Source organism: Shewanella litoralis (genome assembly GCF_009828585.1).
Lineage (GTDB): Bacteria > Pseudomonadota > Gammaproteobacteria > Enterobacterales > Shewanellaceae > Shewanella > Shewanella litoralis.
In genome coordinates this window covers 15,933-35,530 of the sequence record NZ_WSRZ01000028.1, presented here as the reverse complement: position 1 = coordinate 35,530, position 19,598 = coordinate 15,933, and the positions used below count along the sequence as shown (strand labels likewise).

General features: G+C 42.3%; 17 protein-coding genes. 14 read left to right on the top strand and 3 right to left on the bottom strand.

The genetic code is table 11. The features are described 5' to 3' along the window. The first annotated feature begins 109 nt into the window (after positions 1 to 109). The 5 genes from GQA99_RS17780 to GQA99_RS17760 all read left to right on the top strand — a co-directional run bounded on the left by GQA99_RS17780 (position 110) and on the right by GQA99_RS17760 (position 4,941). The gene (locus tag GQA99_RS17780) at positions 110 to 1,120 is read left to right on the top strand and encodes an ArsJ-associated glyceraldehyde-3-phosphate dehydrogenase (protein ID WP_160056192.1); all 1,011 of its coding nucleotides are present in this window, start codon (positions 110 to 112) and stop codon (positions 1,118 to 1,120) included. Between the two features lie 6 nt (positions 1,121 to 1,126). Continuing rightward, entirely contained in the window at positions 1,127 to 2,338 is a 1,212-nt protein-coding gene (arsJ, locus tag GQA99_RS17775) for an organoarsenical effux MFS transporter ArsJ (protein ID WP_160056190.1), read from the top strand. A 375-nt stretch (positions 2,339 to 2,713) separates the two neighbouring features. Further along, on the top strand, positions 2,714 to 2,887 hold the full coding sequence (locus GQA99_RS17770; RefSeq protein WP_160056188.1) for a DUF1328 domain-containing protein: 174 nt from the start codon (positions 2,714 to 2,716) through the stop codon (positions 2,885 to 2,887). Positions 2,888 to 2,998: 111 nt separating this feature from the next. Further along, a complete protein-coding gene (locus GQA99_RS17765; RefSeq protein ID WP_160056186.1) occupies positions 2,999 to 3,193 on the top strand; it encodes a hypothetical protein in 195 nt (64 codons plus the stop codon). A gap of 68 nt (positions 3,194 to 3,261) precedes the next feature. Continuing rightward, positions 3,262 to 4,941, top strand: coding sequence for a diacylglycerol kinase family protein (locus tag GQA99_RS17760; RefSeq protein ID WP_160056184.1), 1,680 nt, complete (start codon positions 3,262 to 3,264; stop codon positions 4,939 to 4,941). Between the two features lie 529 nt (positions 4,942 to 5,470). Here the strand turns inward: GQA99_RS17760 and GQA99_RS17755 are convergent. Both GQA99_RS17755 and GQA99_RS17750 read right to left on the bottom strand, forming a co-directional pair. Then, positions 5,471 to 5,968, bottom strand: a complete 498-nt coding sequence (locus GQA99_RS17755; RefSeq protein WP_160056182.1) for a hypothetical protein — start codon at positions 5,966 to 5,968, stop codon at positions 5,471 to 5,473. A 741-nt stretch (positions 5,969 to 6,709) separates the two neighbouring features. Continuing rightward, a complete protein-coding gene (locus GQA99_RS17750) occupies positions 6,710 to 8,071 on the bottom strand; it encodes a sigma-54 interaction domain-containing protein (protein WP_160056180.1) in 1,362 nt (453 codons plus the stop codon). Positions 8,072 to 8,330: 259 nt separating this feature from the next. On the opposite strand from GQA99_RS17750, the gene GQA99_RS17745 reads away from it, so the two are divergent. The 6 genes from GQA99_RS17745 (at position 8,331) to GQA99_RS17720 (ending at position 12,741) form a co-directional block, all read left to right on the top strand. Continuing rightward, positions 8,331 to 8,810 (top strand): glutamyl-tRNA reductase, encoded by a 480-nt coding sequence (locus GQA99_RS17745; RefSeq protein WP_160056178.1) that lies wholly within the window; start codon positions 8,331 to 8,333, stop codon positions 8,808 to 8,810. Positions 8,811 to 8,998: 188 nt separating this feature from the next. Then, the gene (locus tag GQA99_RS17740) at positions 8,999 to 9,556 is read left to right on the top strand and encodes a BON domain-containing protein (protein ID WP_160056176.1); all 558 of its coding nucleotides are present in this window, start codon (positions 8,999 to 9,001) and stop codon (positions 9,554 to 9,556) included. Between the two features lie 127 nt (positions 9,557 to 9,683). Next, entirely contained in the window at positions 9,684 to 9,953 is a 270-nt protein-coding gene (locus GQA99_RS17735) for a hypothetical protein (protein ID WP_160056174.1), read from the top strand. Between the two features lie 301 nt (positions 9,954 to 10,254). Beyond that, positions 10,255 to 10,839 (top strand): TetR/AcrR family transcriptional regulator, encoded by a 585-nt coding sequence (locus GQA99_RS17730; RefSeq protein WP_160056172.1) that lies wholly within the window; start codon positions 10,255 to 10,257, stop codon positions 10,837 to 10,839. A gap of 98 nt (positions 10,840 to 10,937) precedes the next feature. Beyond that, entirely contained in the window at positions 10,938 to 11,501 is a 564-nt protein-coding gene (locus tag GQA99_RS17725) for an NlpC/P60 family protein (RefSeq protein ID WP_160056170.1), read from the top strand. A gap of 208 nt (positions 11,502 to 11,709) precedes the next feature. Beyond that, positions 11,710 to 12,741 (top strand): LacI family DNA-binding transcriptional regulator, encoded by a 1,032-nt coding sequence (locus GQA99_RS17720; protein ID WP_160056168.1) that lies wholly within the window; start codon positions 11,710 to 11,712, stop codon positions 12,739 to 12,741. Positions 12,742 to 12,837: 96 nt separating this feature from the next. Here the strand turns inward: GQA99_RS17720 and gtfA are convergent, their stop codons facing one another. Further along, a complete protein-coding gene (gene gtfA, locus GQA99_RS17715; protein WP_160056166.1) occupies positions 12,838 to 14,319 on the bottom strand; it encodes a sucrose phosphorylase in 1,482 nt (493 codons plus the stop codon). A 188-nt stretch (positions 14,320 to 14,507) separates the two neighbouring features. Between gtfA and GQA99_RS17710 the strand changes: the two genes are divergently transcribed. The 3 genes from GQA99_RS17710 to GQA99_RS17700 all read left to right on the top strand — a co-directional run bounded on the left by GQA99_RS17710 (position 14,508) and on the right by GQA99_RS17700 (position 19,560). After that, positions 14,508 to 15,728: an MFS transporter gene (locus GQA99_RS17710; protein ID WP_160056164.1), complete on the top strand. Its 1,221-nt coding sequence runs from the start codon at positions 14,508 to 14,510 to the stop codon at positions 15,726 to 15,728. Between the two features lie 376 nt (positions 15,729 to 16,104). Next, positions 16,105 to 18,501 carry a TonB-dependent receptor domain-containing protein gene (locus GQA99_RS17705; RefSeq protein WP_160056162.1) on the top strand — a complete coding sequence of 799 codons (2,397 nt, stop codon included), beginning with the start codon at positions 16,105 to 16,107 and terminating at the stop codon, positions 18,499 to 18,501. 81 nt (positions 18,502 to 18,582) lie between these two features. Next, the gene (locus GQA99_RS17700) at positions 18,583 to 19,560 is read left to right on the top strand and encodes a carbohydrate kinase family protein (protein WP_160056160.1); all 978 of its coding nucleotides are present in this window, start codon (positions 18,583 to 18,585) and stop codon (positions 19,558 to 19,560) included. Positions 19,561 to 19,598: the final 38 nt, after the last annotated feature.

Below are 19,598 nucleotides of genomic sequence, written 5' to 3'. Positions count from 1 at the left end.
TTCATACGAGATTGTTCATAAGAGATTATTGATAAAAGATTACTGATTAAAGACGACTAATTAAAGATTACTGACTAATAAGCCAAATAACATTATTTAGGACAATATTATGACGATTAAGATAGGTATTAACGGTTTTGGCCGTATGGGACGTTTATCAATGCGCGCAGCGTACGATTGGGACGACGTGGAAATTGTCCACATTAACGATCCTGCTGGCGACGCCGCAACGTTAGCACACTTAATGACCTTTGATTCAGTGCATGGGCGCTGGCATCACGAGGCGACCCATCAAGGCGACGCCATTGTGATTAATGGCAAAGCCATTCCATGTACTCAAAATAAAGCCACTCAAGATACCGATTGGTCACAATGCGATGTAGTGATTGAAGCGTCGGGTAAAATCAAAACCAAAGCGTTACTGCAAGCGTATTTAGATCAAGGTGTTAAGCGTGTTGTGGTAACAGCACCTGTAAAAGAAGAGGGCGTGCTCAATATTGTGATGGGCGTGAACGATGATCTTTATGATAAAGCGATTCACCCGATAGTGACGGCGGCATCTTGTACCACCAACTGTTTAGCGCCAGTGGTAAAAGTAATCCACGAAAAAATCGGCATTAAACATGGTTCGATGACCACAATCCACGATATCACTAATACCCAAACCATCTTAGATGCACCGCACAAAGACTTACGCCGTGCCCGTGCATGTGGTATCAGTTTAATCCCCACCACAACTGGTTCAGCTACCGCCATTACCCATATTTTCCCTGAGCTTAAAGGCAAGCTAAATGGCCACGCGATCCGTGTACCGTTAGCCAATGCTTCAATTACCGACTGCGTATTTGAAGTGGCACGCGGCACCACAGTAGAAGAAGTGAATCAACTGCTTAAGCAAGCCGCAGATACTGAGCTTAAAGGCATTATGGGTTATGAAGAACGCCCATTAGTGTCAGTTGATTATAAAACCGATCCACGCTCGAGCATTATTGATGCCTTGTCGACCATGGTCGTTAACGACACTCAGGTGAAATTATACGTGTGGTACGACAATGAATGGGGATACGCTAACCGTACTGCTGAGCTTGCCCGCAAAGTCGGCCTAGCAGATAAGGAATAACCCAGCATGGGGCTGTTATCACTGAGCGCATTGCCGCCGCAGATTAAACAATACCTAATTATTACCGGTAATTATTGGGCGTTCACCTTAACCGACGGCGCATTGCGGATGCTGGTGGTGTTGTACTTTCATCAACTCGGTTACAGCCCGCTTAACATTGCCATGTTGTTTTTGTTTTATGAAATCTTTGGCGTAATAACCAACCTCGTTGGCGGCTGGTTAGGCGCAAGGTTGGGGTTAAATAACACCATGAACATTGGTCTTGGGCTGCAAATTGTCGCCCTTGCCATGCTAACGGTACCCGCCGATATGCTTACCGTAATGTATGTTATGGCAGCGCAGGCCTTGTCTGGTATTGCTAAAGATCTCAATAAAATGAGCGCCAAAAGCGCGATTAAAATGCTGGTGCCGGGTGATGCTCAGGGTAAGTTGTATCAGTGGGTTGCGATTCTTACGGGGTCAAAAAATGCCTTAAAAGGGGTTGGCTTCTTTTTAGGTGGCTTATTGCTAACGTTACTTGAGTTTCGCGGCGCCGTGATAGCAATGGCCGCCATGTTGACCATAGTGTGGCTAATGAGTTTACTCAGCTTAAAAGCCGATTTAGGTAAAGCTAAAAACAAGCCTAAATTTACCGATATGTTCTCAAAAAGCCCGGCAATTAATATGCTGTCGGCAGCGCGGATGTTTTTGTTTGGTGCCCGCGACGTATGGTTTGTGGTGGCATTGCCGGTATTTTTAGCGGTTACATTTCAGTGGGATCATTGGTGGGTCGGCGGCTTTATGGCCAGCTGGGTCATTGGTTACGGTATTGTGCAATCATTTGCGCCGTACTTTACCGGTAAAAAACAAGGCAAGGTGCCAACAGGGCGCTCGGCCTTTTTATGGGCTGGTTATTTGTTAGTTATCCCTGCAGCCATTGCATTAGCGTTACATTTTGACTTTTATATCCAGCAGTCATTAATCGCCGGTTTATTGTTGTTTGGTGCGGTATTTGCGATTAACTCATCGCTGCACAGTTACCTTATTGTCAGCTATGCCGGTAATGATGGCGTGTCACTCGATGTCGGCTTTTACTACATGGCCAATGCCATGGGGCGCTTAATTGGTACCGTGCTTTCGGGTTGGGTTTATCAGCAATATGGCCTTGAGGCCTGTTTATGGATCTCAAGTGCATTTGTGACGTTAGCGGCGCTCATATCCGTTAAATTACCAAGATAAACATGCGATAAACCGTAAATCAGCATCATAAAAAATAGGGTTGCCATTGTTGGCAGCCCTTTTTTATATCTGTTGGTTTCCCATTAGGCTTTGAGCCTGAAACTCTTACCGAATTGTCGGTAAAAATTTCCCACCGCGTGGTATGCCGTCGATTGTACCTATTACACTCTGAATAATTAAATCTATATTAATTAATTGCTTATGCTTTATTTTCGAAGTTGGCACGATGCTGGCTTTAGTAAATATACCAACGATGAGAAATATACCAACGATGAGAAGTATACGAAACACAGATACACAGAAACATCGCATGTACGAATATCGTTAGTTCATATTCAGTACATTGAAGACAAACCGTACACCAAGGAGGTTTTTATGTTGGGCTGGACATTAATGTTTTTAGTGATAGCCGTTATCGCAGGTTTATTGGGATTTACAGGTATTGCAGGTGCAGCAGCGGGAATCGCTAAAATTATTTTCTTTATCTTTGTGGTGTTGTTGCTGATTTCGTTAGTGTCGAATGCACTGCGTGGCAAGTCACCTCGATAAAAGTCATTTAAATAATAAACATGGCAAAATTGATAATTAAGCTTATCTTAATATAGCTGGTTGCAATGTTTACCAGCAATTAAGTCTTTACCATCATCAAGGAGATGAATTATGAAATTATTAAAATTAATCACAATGGCAAGTTTAATGGTGTTGTTAACAGCTGGTTTGTCAGCATGTTCAGATAACAAAGCCGAAAATGCAGGTGAGAAGGTCGATGAGATGATTCAAGATGCTGGTAATGCGGTTGAGGATGCTTGTGAAGATGTAAAAGAAGGCATGAAAGCCGAAGATCCTGACTGTTAATAATATTACGGCACTCATGCATTAGGCATGAGTGCCGCTTTTGTTATTTCACTCCAGGAGGACAGTTTATGCCGACCCAAATCCACATTAAATATTATTACACCCTTGGTACTTTTATCGCATTGTGTTTATGCATCGCATTGTGTTTATGCATCGCATTGTGTTTATGCATCGCATTGCCTTATGCAGTGCTGCAAGTGGTGTTTGGCTGGGTGGCATTGTCATTAGGTTTAGTCAGCTCTGCCTATTGGTTTAATAGCGCAGGCATTTTTCGTAAAAGCCAGGACGGCAGTATTCCCTGGTATATCAGCTGGAGTTTTATCCCATTTTTAATGGGCAGTCAGGCGTATAACGCGTGGGCAAGAAAGCACGACAAAGTACCTGCTATTCAACAAATCGATAAGCAGTTGTATTTAGCTTGTCGCTTGTTTCCAAGCGACGTTGAACAACTTAAACGTGAAAAAATCGGCGCTATTTTAGATGTTACCGCCGAGTTTGACGCACTTGAATGGACCTTAGTGGATGAGAATATTGAGTATTTAAATATTCCGGTACTAGACCATAACGTGCCAACCATTGCCCAAGTCAATCAGGCAGTAAACTGGTTACACACTCAGGTGCGTAAAGGCAACAATGTGGTAATGCATTGTGCCTTAGGCCGAGGCCGTTCAGTATTAATGTTAGCCGCGTATTTAGTGTGCCGCGATAAGCAACGTCAGTTTAGCGACGTGCTTAAAAGCATTAATGATATTCGTCAAACTGCTAGGTTAAATAAATGGCAGTTAGCGGGTGTTGAAAAAATGCATCAACAGCAGCAAATTAATATCCATAAGCAAGCCTGGTTAATTGTTAATCCGGTATCGGGCGGTGGTAAGTGGCACGACGAAGCCGACTATATTAAACAAACCCTATCGCGCTATTTTCAGCTTAATGTGCTCTACACCGCCAAAGATAAATCGGCAGTGCAATTAGCCGAACAAGCTAAAGAAAAAGGTGCCGATATCATCATTGCCTGCGGCGGTGACGGCACAGTTAACGAGGTCGCCTCGGTGTTGGTCGACAGCGATATTTATTTAGGCATTATTCCAATGGGCACCACTAATGCATTAAGTCACACCTTATTTGGGGTTAACAGTAAATTGATACCCGTATCGCAGGCGTTAGATATTTTAATTCAAGGTCATCACCAACGCATTGATACCGCAATGTGTAACGACAGCATTATGTTGTTGCTGGTGGGCTTAGGGTTTGAGCATAAAATGATTCAAAAAGCCGACCGTGAGACCAAAAACGACATGGGCCAGTTAGCGTATTTAACTGGTTTGTGTGAGGCTATTGATGAAAATCAATCGTGGTCGATTCGCATGCAGTTAGATGACGGTGAAACCCACACTATCGACACCACCAGTTTGGTGGTTGCCAATGCCGCGCCATTTACTAGCGTTTTAGCCCAGGGTAATGGTGAACCGATTATTAATGATGGTTTACTCGATATCACCTGGATTGAGGCGAGTGACACTTCGCCACAACAATTACTTAGTATGACCGAGTTATTGTTTGCAGGCTTAACAGGCAGCCGTGCTCACAACGCTGAAAATAGTGCGATTCATCATCAGCAGGCTAAAAAAGTCTATTTAACAACGAATGCTCAGTGTCAGTATGTGATTGATGGCGAGTTGTTTGAGGCAGGCGATATGCTAATTGAGGTGAAACCAAAGTCGTTGTCTGTGATGATTCCACAGAGGTAATCTTCATTTTATGGCCTTACGGCCACACCAATTTTCAAACTCCGTTTGAATCAAGATCGCAAGGTTCCACCCTGCACGGGCCAAAAGGGGATCAACAGCAATCCCCTCTTGGATCACCTGTGCCGTTCCGGCAACATTTTCGCTTTTTAACCAAACAACAGCAGCGAAAAAATTGCGACGGAAAATTATCCAGCTTTGGGCCGCATTTTTAGCCTGCTTCGGCCTTATTCGGAAATGCTAACGCTTCAGATGGGGCGTCCCTTCCCCTCCAAAGCTAGCTGGCCGTCCATGGCCAGCTCACGTTATTTTCTTCAACGACCTCAAGTTCAGAGTTGAATTTAGGCGTTTAAAAGCTAAGACCAACTCATTTTTGGGCAAAAGTGAGTTAAGACATAAATTTTTTATGAAAGCTCACTGTAAACAATTAAGGTGTTGATATAATGAAATTAATAAATGATCATGTCTCACATTTAGGGCTTGAACATTACTTGGGATAAGGACACAATTTTGAGTGGTATATCCTTATTTGTTATGTGAACTGATATTTCGCAGTAAATCTTTCACCATAGAGTGATTCATATTTGATAACTATTTCAATTCGTTTAAATTCTGACTCAAAATCTTTTCTCAAAGATTTAGAGTAATTTTCCATATCGTAATGCAGTATTTGTTGCTTCGTACTCGCAGCTAGGGAGCTATTCGGATTGAGTGCCATTCCACCAAATGAAACACTGGGGGTATTCAATTTTTTTAGCGTTTCTGTTACGAGTTTACTTCCTTCGTTCGGCTGTAAAACTCCATCTAAGAAAAGTTCGTATTTTTTAACAATTGCAGGGCCAATTCCATCATTTTTAAGCCAAAGAGTGAAAGTTTCGCCGTCACTATATTTTGAGCTAAAATCTAAATGTGGCTTAACAGCCAACCGATTGTGGCGTCTAGTAGAAACCCCCTGCCAAATTGCTAGGCCAAGTGCTGATAGAGCAATTATTTCGCTTGCGCTATTTCCAATAAATTCCCAAAGTTTCATTATCCCTTGAGTTCTCCGTTCACAAAACGTTTTAGTATTTATGCGTTGAGTAGTTTGCAAGGCATAAATCGCTTGCTGGACTTGACCGATACCACACCCATATTAATCGGTAATTCTTTATCTAATGTAGGATGCTATAGGAATTAGCTTTTTAACGGTAGTTATTTTTTGTACAACCTCTCGACTAATTATCTGTTCTGATCACATCTGTTAAGATGGTTTTTATAGTGCTTCTTCCATCATCATTGATAGATTATTACCTCGTCCCTGATATACCTTACTTACTAGGAATTGGGCATAAATGAGTTACGTATATTGCTTGCAACAGTCCAAATTCAACTCTGGACTTGAGGCCGTTGAAGAAAATGACGTGAGCTGGCCATGGACGGCCAGCTAGCTTTAGAGGGGAAGGGACGCCCCATCTGAAGCGTTAGCATTTTCGAATAAGGCCGAAGAACACTCAAAAGAAGTTAAAAGCTGGATTTGACCACGTCGCGAAATTATCGCTTTTCAGATAATTTTGATGTGGCGGCTGGGAGTTCCAAGAGGGAACAGCCGTTGGTTTCCTCTTGGTCTGGTGTGGGCGAAGCGCCACGACGTTGGTGGCCGCAGGCCATATGTACAAAAGTACAAAAGTACAAAAGTACAAAGCTAACACCTGGATCCCGGCTCAAAAGCACTGCCGGGATGACCATATTGGTGTGTCCCGGCTCAAAAGCATTGCCGGGAAGACTGGGTCAATTAATCCTCTGAGCTGGTTTGATCCTGGTATTTACTCAGTTTGTTGTACAAGGTTTTGACACTAATGCCGAGTTGTTTGGCTGTGTCATTTTTATTGCCGGCGGTTTGATCGAGTGCTTGATAAATGGCGACTTTTTCAAGTTCATCTAAACGCATGCCTGCGGGGATTTGGACATCGTCTTCCGCTGACTCGGTAGACGGTTCTAGCGGGTTAATATTGATATGGCTGACATCAATAATATCGTCGGCGAGAATATAAGCGCGTTCGATGGCATGCTTTAACTCGCGTACATTGCCAGGCCACTTTTGTTGTTGAATTAAACTCAGTGCATCGTCGCTAAAGGTTTTGCTGAGCTTTTCAGCCGAGTTACGATATGCCAAAAAGTGTTGAGCTAAACCGCTAATGTCGTCGCCTCTGTCTCGTAATGGCGGTACGCGGATTGGAAAGTGGGCTAAGCGAAAGTATAAGTCCTCGCGAAATTGCCCTTGCTCAATGGCCTTGGCGGGGTCGCGGTTGGTGGCGGCCACGATGCGCACATTGGCCTTTTTAACCTTTTGGCTGCCCACTTGACGATATTCATTATTTTCAAGCACCCGCAACAACTTCACTTGATGCTCGAGCGGCATTTCGGTGACTTCATCTAAAAATAACGTGCCACCTTCAGCTTGTTCAAATACCCCTGAGTGGTCTCGATTTGCCCCAGTAAATGCGCCTTTTACATGACCAAATAACTCGCTGTCGACTAACTCTGGGCTTAATGCGCCGCAGTTAATGGCAATAAAAGGCTCGTTAACTCGAGTGCTGGCTAAATGAATTGTATTGGCCACCAACTCTTTACCGGCTCCGCTTTCACCAATAATAAGCACATTACTTTCGGTTACTGCCACCTTACGAGTGGTGCGATACAGTTTATGCATGGCGCGCGACGAGCCCACAAGCAAACCATATTGGTCTAGCTCGCTCGAAAAGGGTTGCTGCTTTTTGGTTGATTGCGAGACTAAATCCTGGGCAAAGTCTTCTAAGGTGTCGTCAATCAATGTCATGTCGTAAGGCTGACGGAAATGATACCCCGCGCCAGTTGCCATAAGCTTATCGAGATTAGGGTTAGGCTTACCTTCGCTTAAAAAGATAAATTCGATATCTGCCATTAATTCGCTGTTGGCGATATCGATATAGTCTTGCTGGCTTAGATTGGCGAGTTCGATTATCGCGACATCAACAGCATTGTCTTCAAGCTGTGTTAACCAGGGTTGATCGATACTGCTCGCAATCTTATTAAAATGCTGGCTGGCTGCAACTTGCAATAGTTGAGTTTGTGTTTGCGGCTGGCGCAAATGATAAAAAAGTACTGGACGACCCATGCCGATGTTACTCCCTGTCTATTAATAACCACTGTAATCGGTGATGTAGATTTGACAATTAAAGGCGGTAATTTTTTCCTATTCGGCGTTTGTCCCGAGAACGTATTGCTAGCATAACAATTTAAAATCAACAGTTTAATTAAATTTTGTCAATGTGTATGAATTATGCAAGTGATCATAATGACTCAATATTACATTCATTAGCAAGTCATCACACATGTTAACGATAATCATTAACAGGTGATAAGGAGATATGACGTTGAATAGCAAGCGATCCAATGAGGCAGTGCACGATGGCAGCGACTTATGGTTAATCAATGAAGCGATTGATTTGTGCCAGGCGGGACAACTATTTTATAGCCAGGCTACCAAAGGGGCCATTGATTACAATATTAAGCGCATATTTGGCCATATGGCAGAGGTAAGAAAAGGCATGTTAAGCCGTTTAACGGCGCTTTTTAAGCAAGTCGAACCGCGCTATCCACGAGTAGTAGAAAGCATTGGCCATTTAACGCCGCCATTGAGCCCCTATTATGCAGAGGCAGAAAAAGCCATGGCGCAAAACCGCATGACAAAAGCGATTAAGGTGCTGATTGCCGCAGAGCAATATGTGTTAAGCCGCCTCAAGCTTGCCGCTAAGCGCGCGAATAGCCAACGTGTTACCAGACAATTGGCAGAGGGTATTGCATGGCTGCAAATCAGTTGCGACAGCATGAAAAACTTACCACTTAACGAGTAGAGCCAATCGCCGTGAAATTTTTACATCAAGTCGGTAAAAAAGTCCGAAAGTAAGTCACTATCATCGATAAGCTTTGCTCGGGAATTAACAGTAAATCACTTTAAAACAGTAACTTAAAAAACTTGGCACAGTTCGCGCATTATCTAAGGTGTAATACAGCATTAACACTAACAATGGAGAATATCTTTATGAAAAAGACTACATTATCAGTATTAACAAGCATCGTTCTTGGTTCAATGGCATTCACTGCAAACGCAGCTCAAGATTGGCAGGATGATGCAAAAGATGCATGGATTGATGGTAAAGCTGAAACCACGTTATTGTTAAACACTAACCTTAACTCTTTTGATATTAATACCGACGTAACAGACGGCAACGTCACCTTAACCGGTAAAGTAAACAGCAGTGTTGATAAAGCGTTGGCTGCCGAATTAGTCAAAAGTGTCGATGGCGTTAACGAGGTTAATAACGAATTAACCGTGATGAAAGCGCATCATGATAAAGACCATGACAGCGAAACGTTAGCCGATACTTTAACTGACTCAAAAGTGGCAACCGTAGTGAAAACTCGCTTATTATTTTCAACTGACATCTCAGGTACCGAAATTGATGTTGATGTTGAAAACGGCGTAGTTACTTTAGAAGGTACGGTATCGAGTGACGCTGAACGTGATTTAGCCTTAACCATTGCCAAAAATACCGACGACGTTAAAAAGGTTGTCGATGAATTACGCATTACTGGGTAATCGTGATTGATTAGCATATTATTAACCAGCCTTCGGGCTGGTTTTTTAATGGGGCATATTTTAATAGGGTCACTTTTTAATGGAATAACTTTTTACAGGGGTCATTTTTTAAAGGAGTAAAGATGATATGCATGATGACAAAACAAGGCGTGATTATTTGGTAGTATCATCGAGGTATTTCCCGGTCTTAGTTGTGGCTGCGAGTGTGTTGTTAAGCGGTTGCAGTAGCGTGTTATGCCAGGCACAAACAGATAAAACGACCGATCCATTAAGCCAATATGATCAACAAAAACAATGTGAGCAATTGGTTAATCAGCATATCGATGATGAACGTCGCCAAAAACGTTTAAACACACAACAGCTGCTAGATGAGTCCATTCAGCAAAATACCCACTAATACCTGGCGACTCGTTATTTGTTACTCGCTCTTTGCTCACTACCAGCTACTCATTAGCCGTTGCTCATTAGTAGTTGCTCATTGCCAGTGACTAATCGCAACTCATTGTCTGACTCTTTTACATCAATGCCTCTAACCTCAATCTCACTTATGCCGACAACACTTAGCCCACTAAAGCTGCTTATGCCACAGCCTTTTTAACGCTGTTTATCTGCAGCGGCCTCCAATATTATTAATAAACTGGAAATGTATAGACGACTGGTCTATTTTTGTTTATCGTAGCGCCAAAATTGGAGAAACTATGAACAAAAATACCACCAGTAAACAGTCAATTTGCGCCGTCGGTGAAAAGCTATTTGCTTTACACGGATACAGCGCCGTGGGGATTAAACTCATTTTGGATGAAGTGGGCATTCCTAAGGGATCGTTTTATCACTATTTTGCCAGTAAAGAAGCGTTTGCCGCCGAAGTTGCACAATATTATTTTGGCCAACGTATCGCCCCAATAGCCATGGACCCTAATGCTAACTTTAAAACCAATATCACCGCGGTATTGGGCGGCTACCATCAACTGATCGACTTTTTGTTTAGCGACAGCCAACCCCGCGGGTGCTTAATGGGTAACTTAATGGTTGAAGTTAATCCGCAAATGACATTGCTGCATCAGACACTTAATCAACTGTTTGACCAGTGGTTGAGTCTATTTAATGCGCTTATTGAGCAAGGTCAGCAGCAAGGGTTTATTAAAACAGACATGAGTGCTAGTGTGTTATCGAACATTTTTTGGTCAAATTGGCAAGGGACTATGCTACGCTGTCAAATTAAAGCAGATAAAACCGCAGCAAAACGCGCCATTGTGCAATGTATGCAGCTAATTACCCGTTAAATTAGCTTTACTCAGTGGCTTGTGACGTATTTTGATTGTGTATTTATCTAAAGGTCTTTATATTTCGGTGATTTTTTTCGGGTCTGGAGTGGGTCGAGTTGGCTAAAAGAATATTATTTGCTTGTTTAGTGGTGTTGTTGTCAGCGTGTGCATCTAACCCGCCAGTGGTGCAAGCCCCTAAACCTGTGGTGGTGCCACCTATGCTTAAGCCTGAGCCGCCTAAGTGGAGTGAGTCAAACTTACTCAGTTTTCATGATCAATGGAAAGGCACGCCTTATCGTTTAGGCGGCCTAAGCCGTAACGGTATTGATTGTTCAGGCTTTGTGTATTTGGCTTACCTGGACATTGTGGGCAGCAAATTACCGCGCTCGGTTAATGCACAACGTATTTTAGGTAAAGAAGTCCCAAGAAGTGAGCTTGTTATTGGTGATTTAGTGTTTTTCAAAACCGGTAGAACCGCACGCCATGTAGGGATTTACATGGGACAGGATAAGTTTTTACATGCCTCGACTAAAAAGGGTGTGAAAATTTCTAGTTTAAATAATGTCTATTGGAAGCCACGTTATTGGTTTGCTAAGCGTCTAAACAAGCCGACAGAACAGCAAAATATGTCGATAGCCAGTTTAGTTGATTACGCCCAGCATTACGATTTACAAGAATAACCCCTAGGTCCTGTTGAATCTTCGCTGCAAAAACAACTTTGAAAGATCAGCAGGCCCTAGTATTTGTTTAATTTGTGTCCAGCATTCCGCATGGGCACGCTTTATCTCTCCGTATAGTTCCTCTTAGATTGTTTTCAATGTCTTGCATCGGTATATTCATATTATCTATTGCTCATTGCGAGCTCAGCTACGACTAAAGCAGACCCATATGTCAGACCCTAAGCATTGGACATTAAAAAGTATCGCTAAAGAATTAGGCGTGTCGAATGCGACTGTGTCTAATGCTTTTAATCGTCCTGATCAATTGTCGGAAAAGCGCCGCACTGAAATTTTGGCAGCGTGTAACGAGTTAGGTTACTTTGGGCCTAACAAGGCCGCGCAATCATTACGCCGTGGTAAGTTTGATACTGTTGCCCTGGTGTTGTCAGACAGTATTGAATACATGGTGTCAGATCCGGTCGCAAGCCGTTTTATGAAAGGGGTCGCCGCCGTATTTGAGCAACATAAAATTAATTTGCTCTTGTTTTCTGGCAGTTCAGATAATGTAAATGGTGTGAATGATTTTGTTGATGGTTTTATTTGTTATGGTCGTCCACGTAATCGACTGTTGGCTGAGCAGCTGAAAAAAATTCGTAAAAAAGTCGTTACTGTTGATTTTAATATCCATCGAAGTGCGTCTGTGAGTATTGATAATAAAGCGGGGGCCTATGAGGTGGCAAAACTGGCTATTCAATCCTCGCAAGATCAAGTGGCCATTTTAGGCTTACGTCTACTCGATACTCATTTAACGTGCCGCGTTTATGACATCCATTCGATGGAAATCGACACATCTGTAGCGCATCAACGCCTACAAGGGTATTTAGATGCCATTAGTGATACAGGGGTTAAGTTAGGTGATGATCGTATTTGGAATATTCCTGAAAGTAATGCAGATTTTGCGAGTATCGCAGCTAAAGAGGCGTTAAATAGTGTGCCTCGTCCTAATGTATTTTTGTGCATGAGTGACTTAATTGCATTGAGCTTAATGCGCGAAGCGGTTCAGCAAGGGATCCGTATACCTGAAGATATTCGGGTTGTTGGTTTTGACGGTATTGATGAAGGTATGCGGACCACTCCTAAGTTAACTACGGTTTATCAACATTCGGAACAAAAAGGGCGTAAAGCGGCAGAAATGTTTATTGCAGATGCCCATCATGCTGAGGTGCTAGGTTATGAATTGTCGCGAGGTGGCAGTTGCTAGCATGAATGCTAAATTATTAACGTTGTACTTTAACTGAGTTTGACCTAAAAAATATGGCGCCAATTATTGGCGCCTTATTGTTGTAAACACGGATGGTTACTGTTGGTGTTTTGCAAGTAACTCCGTGAGTACGATACGTTGAGATTGTTGTTTATTTGTGACACTGATTTGAGCATCTTTAATCGCAAAATCAACGATTAACCTCGCAGTGTCATCACCATTTATCCAGGTTAGCTGTAACTGCTGATTGTCATAGCTCATGCTAAATTCACCATTAAACGCCGGTAGGGTATTACGCAACTTAATAAGTTCACACAATGCTTTTACCACAGGTTTTTGCATTGATGTTTGGATATCACTCACATGCAAATAAGGGCGGTTAATATCGCGTCCTACTTGAGTCTTGTTGAGTAATTCCATTGCGTTGGTTTCGGCCAGTAACCCTGTGTAATACACCTGCGGAATGCCAGGGGCAAAAAACTGAATACTGCGCGCAATTAAGTAATCTACATCGTTTTGAGCCAGTGCATCGTAATAAGTACAATTCACTTGGTAGAGGTCTACGTTGCTTGCTGCAGCGCCTGTTGCCTGTAAGCTCTCACCTTTGCTGTTGCTGTGAATTTGATTAACCAGGTTGTCTATTTCAGCTGGCGTTAATAAACCCGCTTTATTGCCAACAGGTCCCGCATCGATAATACCAATACCATCGTGGGTATCTAGTACGGTTACGCAGTTTCGAGGGGCTATTGATAACCAGTGAGTTAAGGCGCTCGCATCCTTGCTAAATAAGCTGTGTAAAATCAATGGCGGCAGTGCAAAGTCGTACACCATATCAACACGTTTAGCGATGTCGATTTGAGTTTTATAATGTGAGTGGATCTCGGCTAATGTGGTCATGCCAAGGCTGTTGGCTTGTTTGGCTAGCTCATCCACAAATGCAAATGACTCATCAATCATAAAACAACTGGTGCCAGGTTTTTTAATGGCATAACCAGCAGCATCGAGCCTGATAAGGTCTACTTTACTTTCATGAAATCGGCTTAACACATTATTTAAATGCGTTTTACCTGCTTCGGTGTGCACATTGATGTCAATTTGGTTTGCGGTAAATGTGGTCCAAAATTCAACCTCAGAGCCATCTGCCAATGTGTAGGTTGTGAAACAACTGCCTGGGCGAGGGCGATAAATTTTAGCCTGGTCTTCTGCACTTAAGCCATTTGGGAACACGCTGTCTTTGGTTAAGAATAAGCCCCAATAAACCGATTGTTTGCCGTTTGCTAATACGTCTTGAAACTCAGTCGATTCGGCAGACATATGGTTAACGATTAAGTCGGCCATAATGTCGTATTGCTGGCCAATTTGTTTAACGTCATTCCAATCACCCAAGCGTTCATCTACTTTGCCGTGATCGATTGGGTCAAATCCGGCATCGCTACCATCAATAGGGTAGTAAAAAGGCAATAGATGTACACCACCAAAAAGATCATGTAGTTCTGTGTCTAGAACCTGTTTGAGCCCTTTTAAATTTGAGTGAGCTATACGATCTACGTATGTGATCAGCTGAACATTATTTTTCATTTTGGCGACTCTTAAAGTAGATTTCTTAAAAAACTTAATCGATTAAGTTGTATATTTAACCAAGATGAAACATTATTCAAGGGCTTTGTTTAAAAATTGAGTTCGTTTTCTGTGGGAGAAAACGAATGTGAGCGGAAAATTCGACTCATAAACCACAAATAAGAGCATATAACAAGAAGGTGGACAGTATGGTTAGTCATTTGAATACAAATGAAAATAGCGGTAATGCACGGATTAGAATGTTGACATATTTGATGTTTTTTATGTTCGCAATGACTTCTGATGCTGTGGGGGTGATTATCCCTGAATTAATTACAACATTTGATTTATCAATGTCGCAAGCAAGTGCTTTTCATTATATGCCAATGTTATTTATTGCATTGAGTGGGCTATTTTTAGGCTTTTTGGCTGACAAGTTAGGTCGTAAAACCACAATCCTAATGGGATTGTTATTGTTTGCTGCCGCGAGTTTTATGTTTGCGTTAGGTGAATCATTTTATTATTTCCTGTTTTTACTCGCCTTAGTCGGGATTGCCATTGGTGTATTTAAAACGGGAGCGCTGGGACTCATTGGGGATATTTCTACAAACTCAAAACAACACTCAAGCACTATGAATACCGTTGAAGGATTCTTTGGTGTTGGCGCAATGGTTGGCCCTGCAATTGTGAGCTATTTGCTGGTGACCGGTGTGTCATGGAAATACCTTTATTTTGGTGCTGGGGTATTTTGCTTAGTGTTATGTTGGCTGGCTTATCGTGCACCGTATCCACAAATTAAGCGCTCATCTACGCAAGATATCAACTTAGCTAGCACCTTTAAAATGATGAAAAACCCGTATGCATTAGGGTATTCATTGGCTATTGGTTTGTATGTTGCTACCGAAGTTGCCATTTATGTGTGGATGCCAACCTTACTACTCAATTATCAAGGTGATTTAGTCGTAGTTGCGACGTATGCGTTAACCATCTTCTTTACTTTGCGAGCGCTTGGACGGTTTTTAGGTGGCTGGATTCTTAATCGGTTTAGCTGGCAGCAGGTGATGTTTTGGTTCAGTTTGGCGATCAGCTTATGTTACTTAGGTGCAATGATATATGGCATATCAGCAGCGGTAATTTTATTGCCTTTGTCTGGCTTATTTATGTCGATGATATACCCAACACTAAACTCTAAGGGGATCAGTTGTTTCCCTGTGGAGCAGCATGGTTCTGTTGCAGGCGTTATTTTGTTTTTTACAGCGTTATCTGCGGCATTAGGGCCGTTATTAATGGGATTTGTGGGTGATATATTTGGCCATGTTAAATATGGTTTTTACCTTGCTACTGGTTTTGCTTTTTTATTGTGTTTTATGGCTGCTTATAACCTGTTACGCGATCCCTCAGGACACTTACTCACATCGAATGTTGAATAATTGAACACTTTGATAAAATCATATTTATAGAATAAACATTTACTTAAGTCATATTTGTTAAATTTCACGTTGCTTTGAACATAAATTGTACTTGCAATTATTTAATTAGTTGCTAATTTGTAACTTAATCGATTAAGTTGAGTTTTTGTTTACGCTTTAACTTGAGTTAAAAACGGGTTGGCTTTGGGCTTAAACATGGGATTTAAGCCTACTCACAACACAACCGATTTAGCTGGATTAAGTGAATCGCTCAACTCAGAGCATATTTCACTAAGTTGGCCTAGATAAGCTTAAATCGATTGAGATGAAAAAATAATAACGATGCTGTTATGGGGATATTCAACTGCATCAATACACTCTATGTGGGGACATAAAAATGATAAACAGCACATCGAAAAAGTTTGTACTCAGTACGCTTGCAATGATGGTTAGCTCAAGCCTATGGGCTGCTGACGCAGAAACAACCGACACACAAAAAGATGCCATTGGCCTTGAGCGTATTACTGTTACAGGTGTAGCTCGTGGAACTCGCGTAATGGACTCTAGTGTTTCTGTTAGTAGCTTATCTCCAGACGATTTGGCGATCAGTTCGCCACGCTCATCTGCTGAAGCATTTCGAATTATTCCGGGGATGAAAGTCGAGTCAACGGGTGGTGAGGGCAATGCAAACATCGCAGTGCGCGGTTTACCAGTGGCTTCAGGTGGTGCTAAGTTTTTACAGATCCAAGAAGACGGTTTACCCATTTTACAGTTTGGCGATATCGCCTTTGGTAACGCAGACATCTTTTTACGTATTGATTCTACAACGCAAACTATCGAATCAATCCGTGGTGGTTCAGCATCAACAGCGGCCAGTAACGCGCCTGGCGGTATTATCAACGTCATTAGCAAAACCGGCACTAGTGACGCGGGCAGTGTTTCATCTACTGTGGGTTTAGATTACGACACGCTGCGTACCGATTTTGAATATGGTGCAAGTATTAACGATTCAATGCGTTTCCATATTGGTGGTTTTGTTCGTACTGGTGATGGTCCTAGAGACCCAGGCTATACGGCCAACAAAGGCGGACAAATTAAGGCCAATATCACTAAAGAATTTGATAGCGGTTATGTCCGTTTATACTTTAAACATTTAGACGATAAGAGCATTGGCTACTTACCGATGCCTATGTATTCAGATGGTAGCTCAATTGCTGGTTTTGATTCCAAGTCAGATACCGTTCATTCAGCAAATATGTTATCGACATTGCGATTAGATGCAGACGGTAATATTAGCCGTGGTGATATGCGAGATGGCATGAACCCCATTGTGAATTCCGTGGGCTTAGAGGCTTCATTTGATCTTGGAGAGGATTGGTTAGTTGAAAACCGTTTCCGTGTCTCTGATGTTAGCGGCAACTTTATGTCGTTGATCCCTGCCGAGGTAGGCAGTAGCTCAAGCATCGCTGATAGTATTGGTGGGGCTGGTTCGCAATTACTTTATGCCAACGGTGCCAATGCGGGTGAGGTTTTTCAAAGCGACCTAGCGATGCGAATTCATACATTCGACGTCACTATGAACGATTTTGGTTCGATTGTGAATGACATGAAGTTAACCAAAACGTTTGACGACTCAAATGTCACTTTTGGTTTTTATACCGCCACTCAAAACATCAATATGAGCTGGATGTGGAACTCATACTTAATGGAAGTGAAGGGCGATAATGCTGCGCTTCTTGATGTAGTTGCTGCTGACGGTACGTCATATTCTGATAACGGTTTATACGCCTATGGCGTGCCTTACTGGGGTAACTGTTGTCAACGTAATTACGATTCTGACTATACCATTAAAGCACCTTATATTGCCGCATCAACTAAGTTTGGCGACTTATCGCTAGACGGTAGCGTACGTTATGACTCTGGTGATGCCAGTGGTTATTACGCGGGTAATGTTCAGTCACAAGTTGATATGAATCGTGACGGCACCATTTCTCAGCCTGAACTGAGTGTATCGTCAATAGATAATGCTAACCCACAATTGGTTAATTACGACTGGGGTTACACTTCATATTCATTAGGTGCTAACTACCAAATCTCTGAAGATTTAGCGGCATTTGGCCGTATTAGCCATGGTGGTCGTGCTAATGCTGACCGCTTATTATTTGGTAAAGTGCGTGCCGATGGTTCTGTTGCTGATGAAGACTCGGTCGATGAAGTTGATCAATATGAAATGGGTGTTAAATATCGTTACGACAGCTTGTCGGTATTTGCCACTGCGTTTTACTCTGAAACCGAAGAGCAAAACTTTGAAGCCACTAGTCAAAACTTTTTTGACCGTAAATATGAGGCAAAAGGACTGGAGCTAGAAGGCGCTTACTATCTAGGTGACTTTGATTTCCGCGGTAACGTGACCTGGACAGATGCAGAAATTGTTAAGGATGCGCTTAACCCAGATGTTATTGGTAATACTCCTCGTCGTCAGGCTGATTTTATTTACTCGCTAATGGGTCGTTATAACTTTGATAAAGGCTCTGTTGGTGTCAATTTAATTGGTACGACAGACACTTACGCACAAGATAATAACGATTTAGAGTTTGATGGCTATACTCAGGTTAACGCATTTGCATCATACAACTTAACTGACGCGTTATCGCTAGCATTAAACGTCAATAACTTATTTGATACTGTGGGCATTACTGAAGCCGAAGAGGGTTCAATTCCTGATAACAACATTATCAGAGCTCGAACAATTAATGGCCGTACGACCACAGCTACGATTAAATATGAGTTTTAATTGCTGATTTAGCCTGCAAATTTGTTAAGCAATCCCCTGTTAACAAGCCCATGAAAATGGGTTTTTTTTTGGATATTTTATATGAAGACATTACTCAGTTTTGGTGAGGTTTTAGTCGATTTACTACCAACCGATACAGCTGGTTTAGAACATCAACCGATTGCTGGTGGTGCCCCCGCAAATGTGGCAGTAGGGTATGCAAAACTTGGTGGTAACAGTATTTTTGCTGGCGGGATAAGTAGTGATGACTATGGTGTAATGCTCCAACAATCCCTAGTCGAGCAAGGTGTTGATATCAGCGGTTTAGCGTTAGTACCAAATGCAGCAACTGCTACAGTGTTAGTCAGTTTAGATGCTGATGGAGAGCGTTCATTTAGTTTTAATCGACATGGCACAGCGGACATGCTTTACAGCGCAACTCACTTTGATGCGATAACTTGGTCTGCTGTGGATATATTCCATTTCTGCTCAAATACGTTTACAGAAACCGAGATCTTTAACAGCAGCTTATATGGTGTAAAGCAAGCTTATGCCAAGCAAAAGTTAGTCAGTTTCGATGTTAATTTACGATTGTCTTTATGGGATGATATTCACTTATTAGCGGGCCGTGTGGAGCAATGCCTACCTTATACTCATGTACTCAAAATGAGCCATGATGAAGCTGATTTTTTGGCTAATGCTCGCGGTGTTGATGTTGAGGAGTATTTACAATTTTGCTTGAACCAAGGTGTAACATTGGTTTTAGTGACCAATGGCCCTGAGCCGGTGCGCTGTTACAGTAATGCATTCTGTTTTGAGGTCATGGTTCCAAAGATTAATCCTGTAGATACTACTGCCGCAGGTGACAGCTTTGTGGCTGGACTATTGTGGCAGCTCGGGCAATGTTTTGAGCAGGCTGGCGCAAGCGAATATGGCACTTTAATTGATGTGTTATCTAATCGAGTTGACGTGCAGAAAGTTGTTGAATTTGCGATTAAATGCGGAGCAATAACTTGCAGGGTTAAGGGGGCGTTCCCGGCATTGCCGAGTTGCGCGCAAGTGCTTGCAGTTATTGTGTAACATGCAAATAAAAAAGAGGTAAACCGTAAGGTTTACCT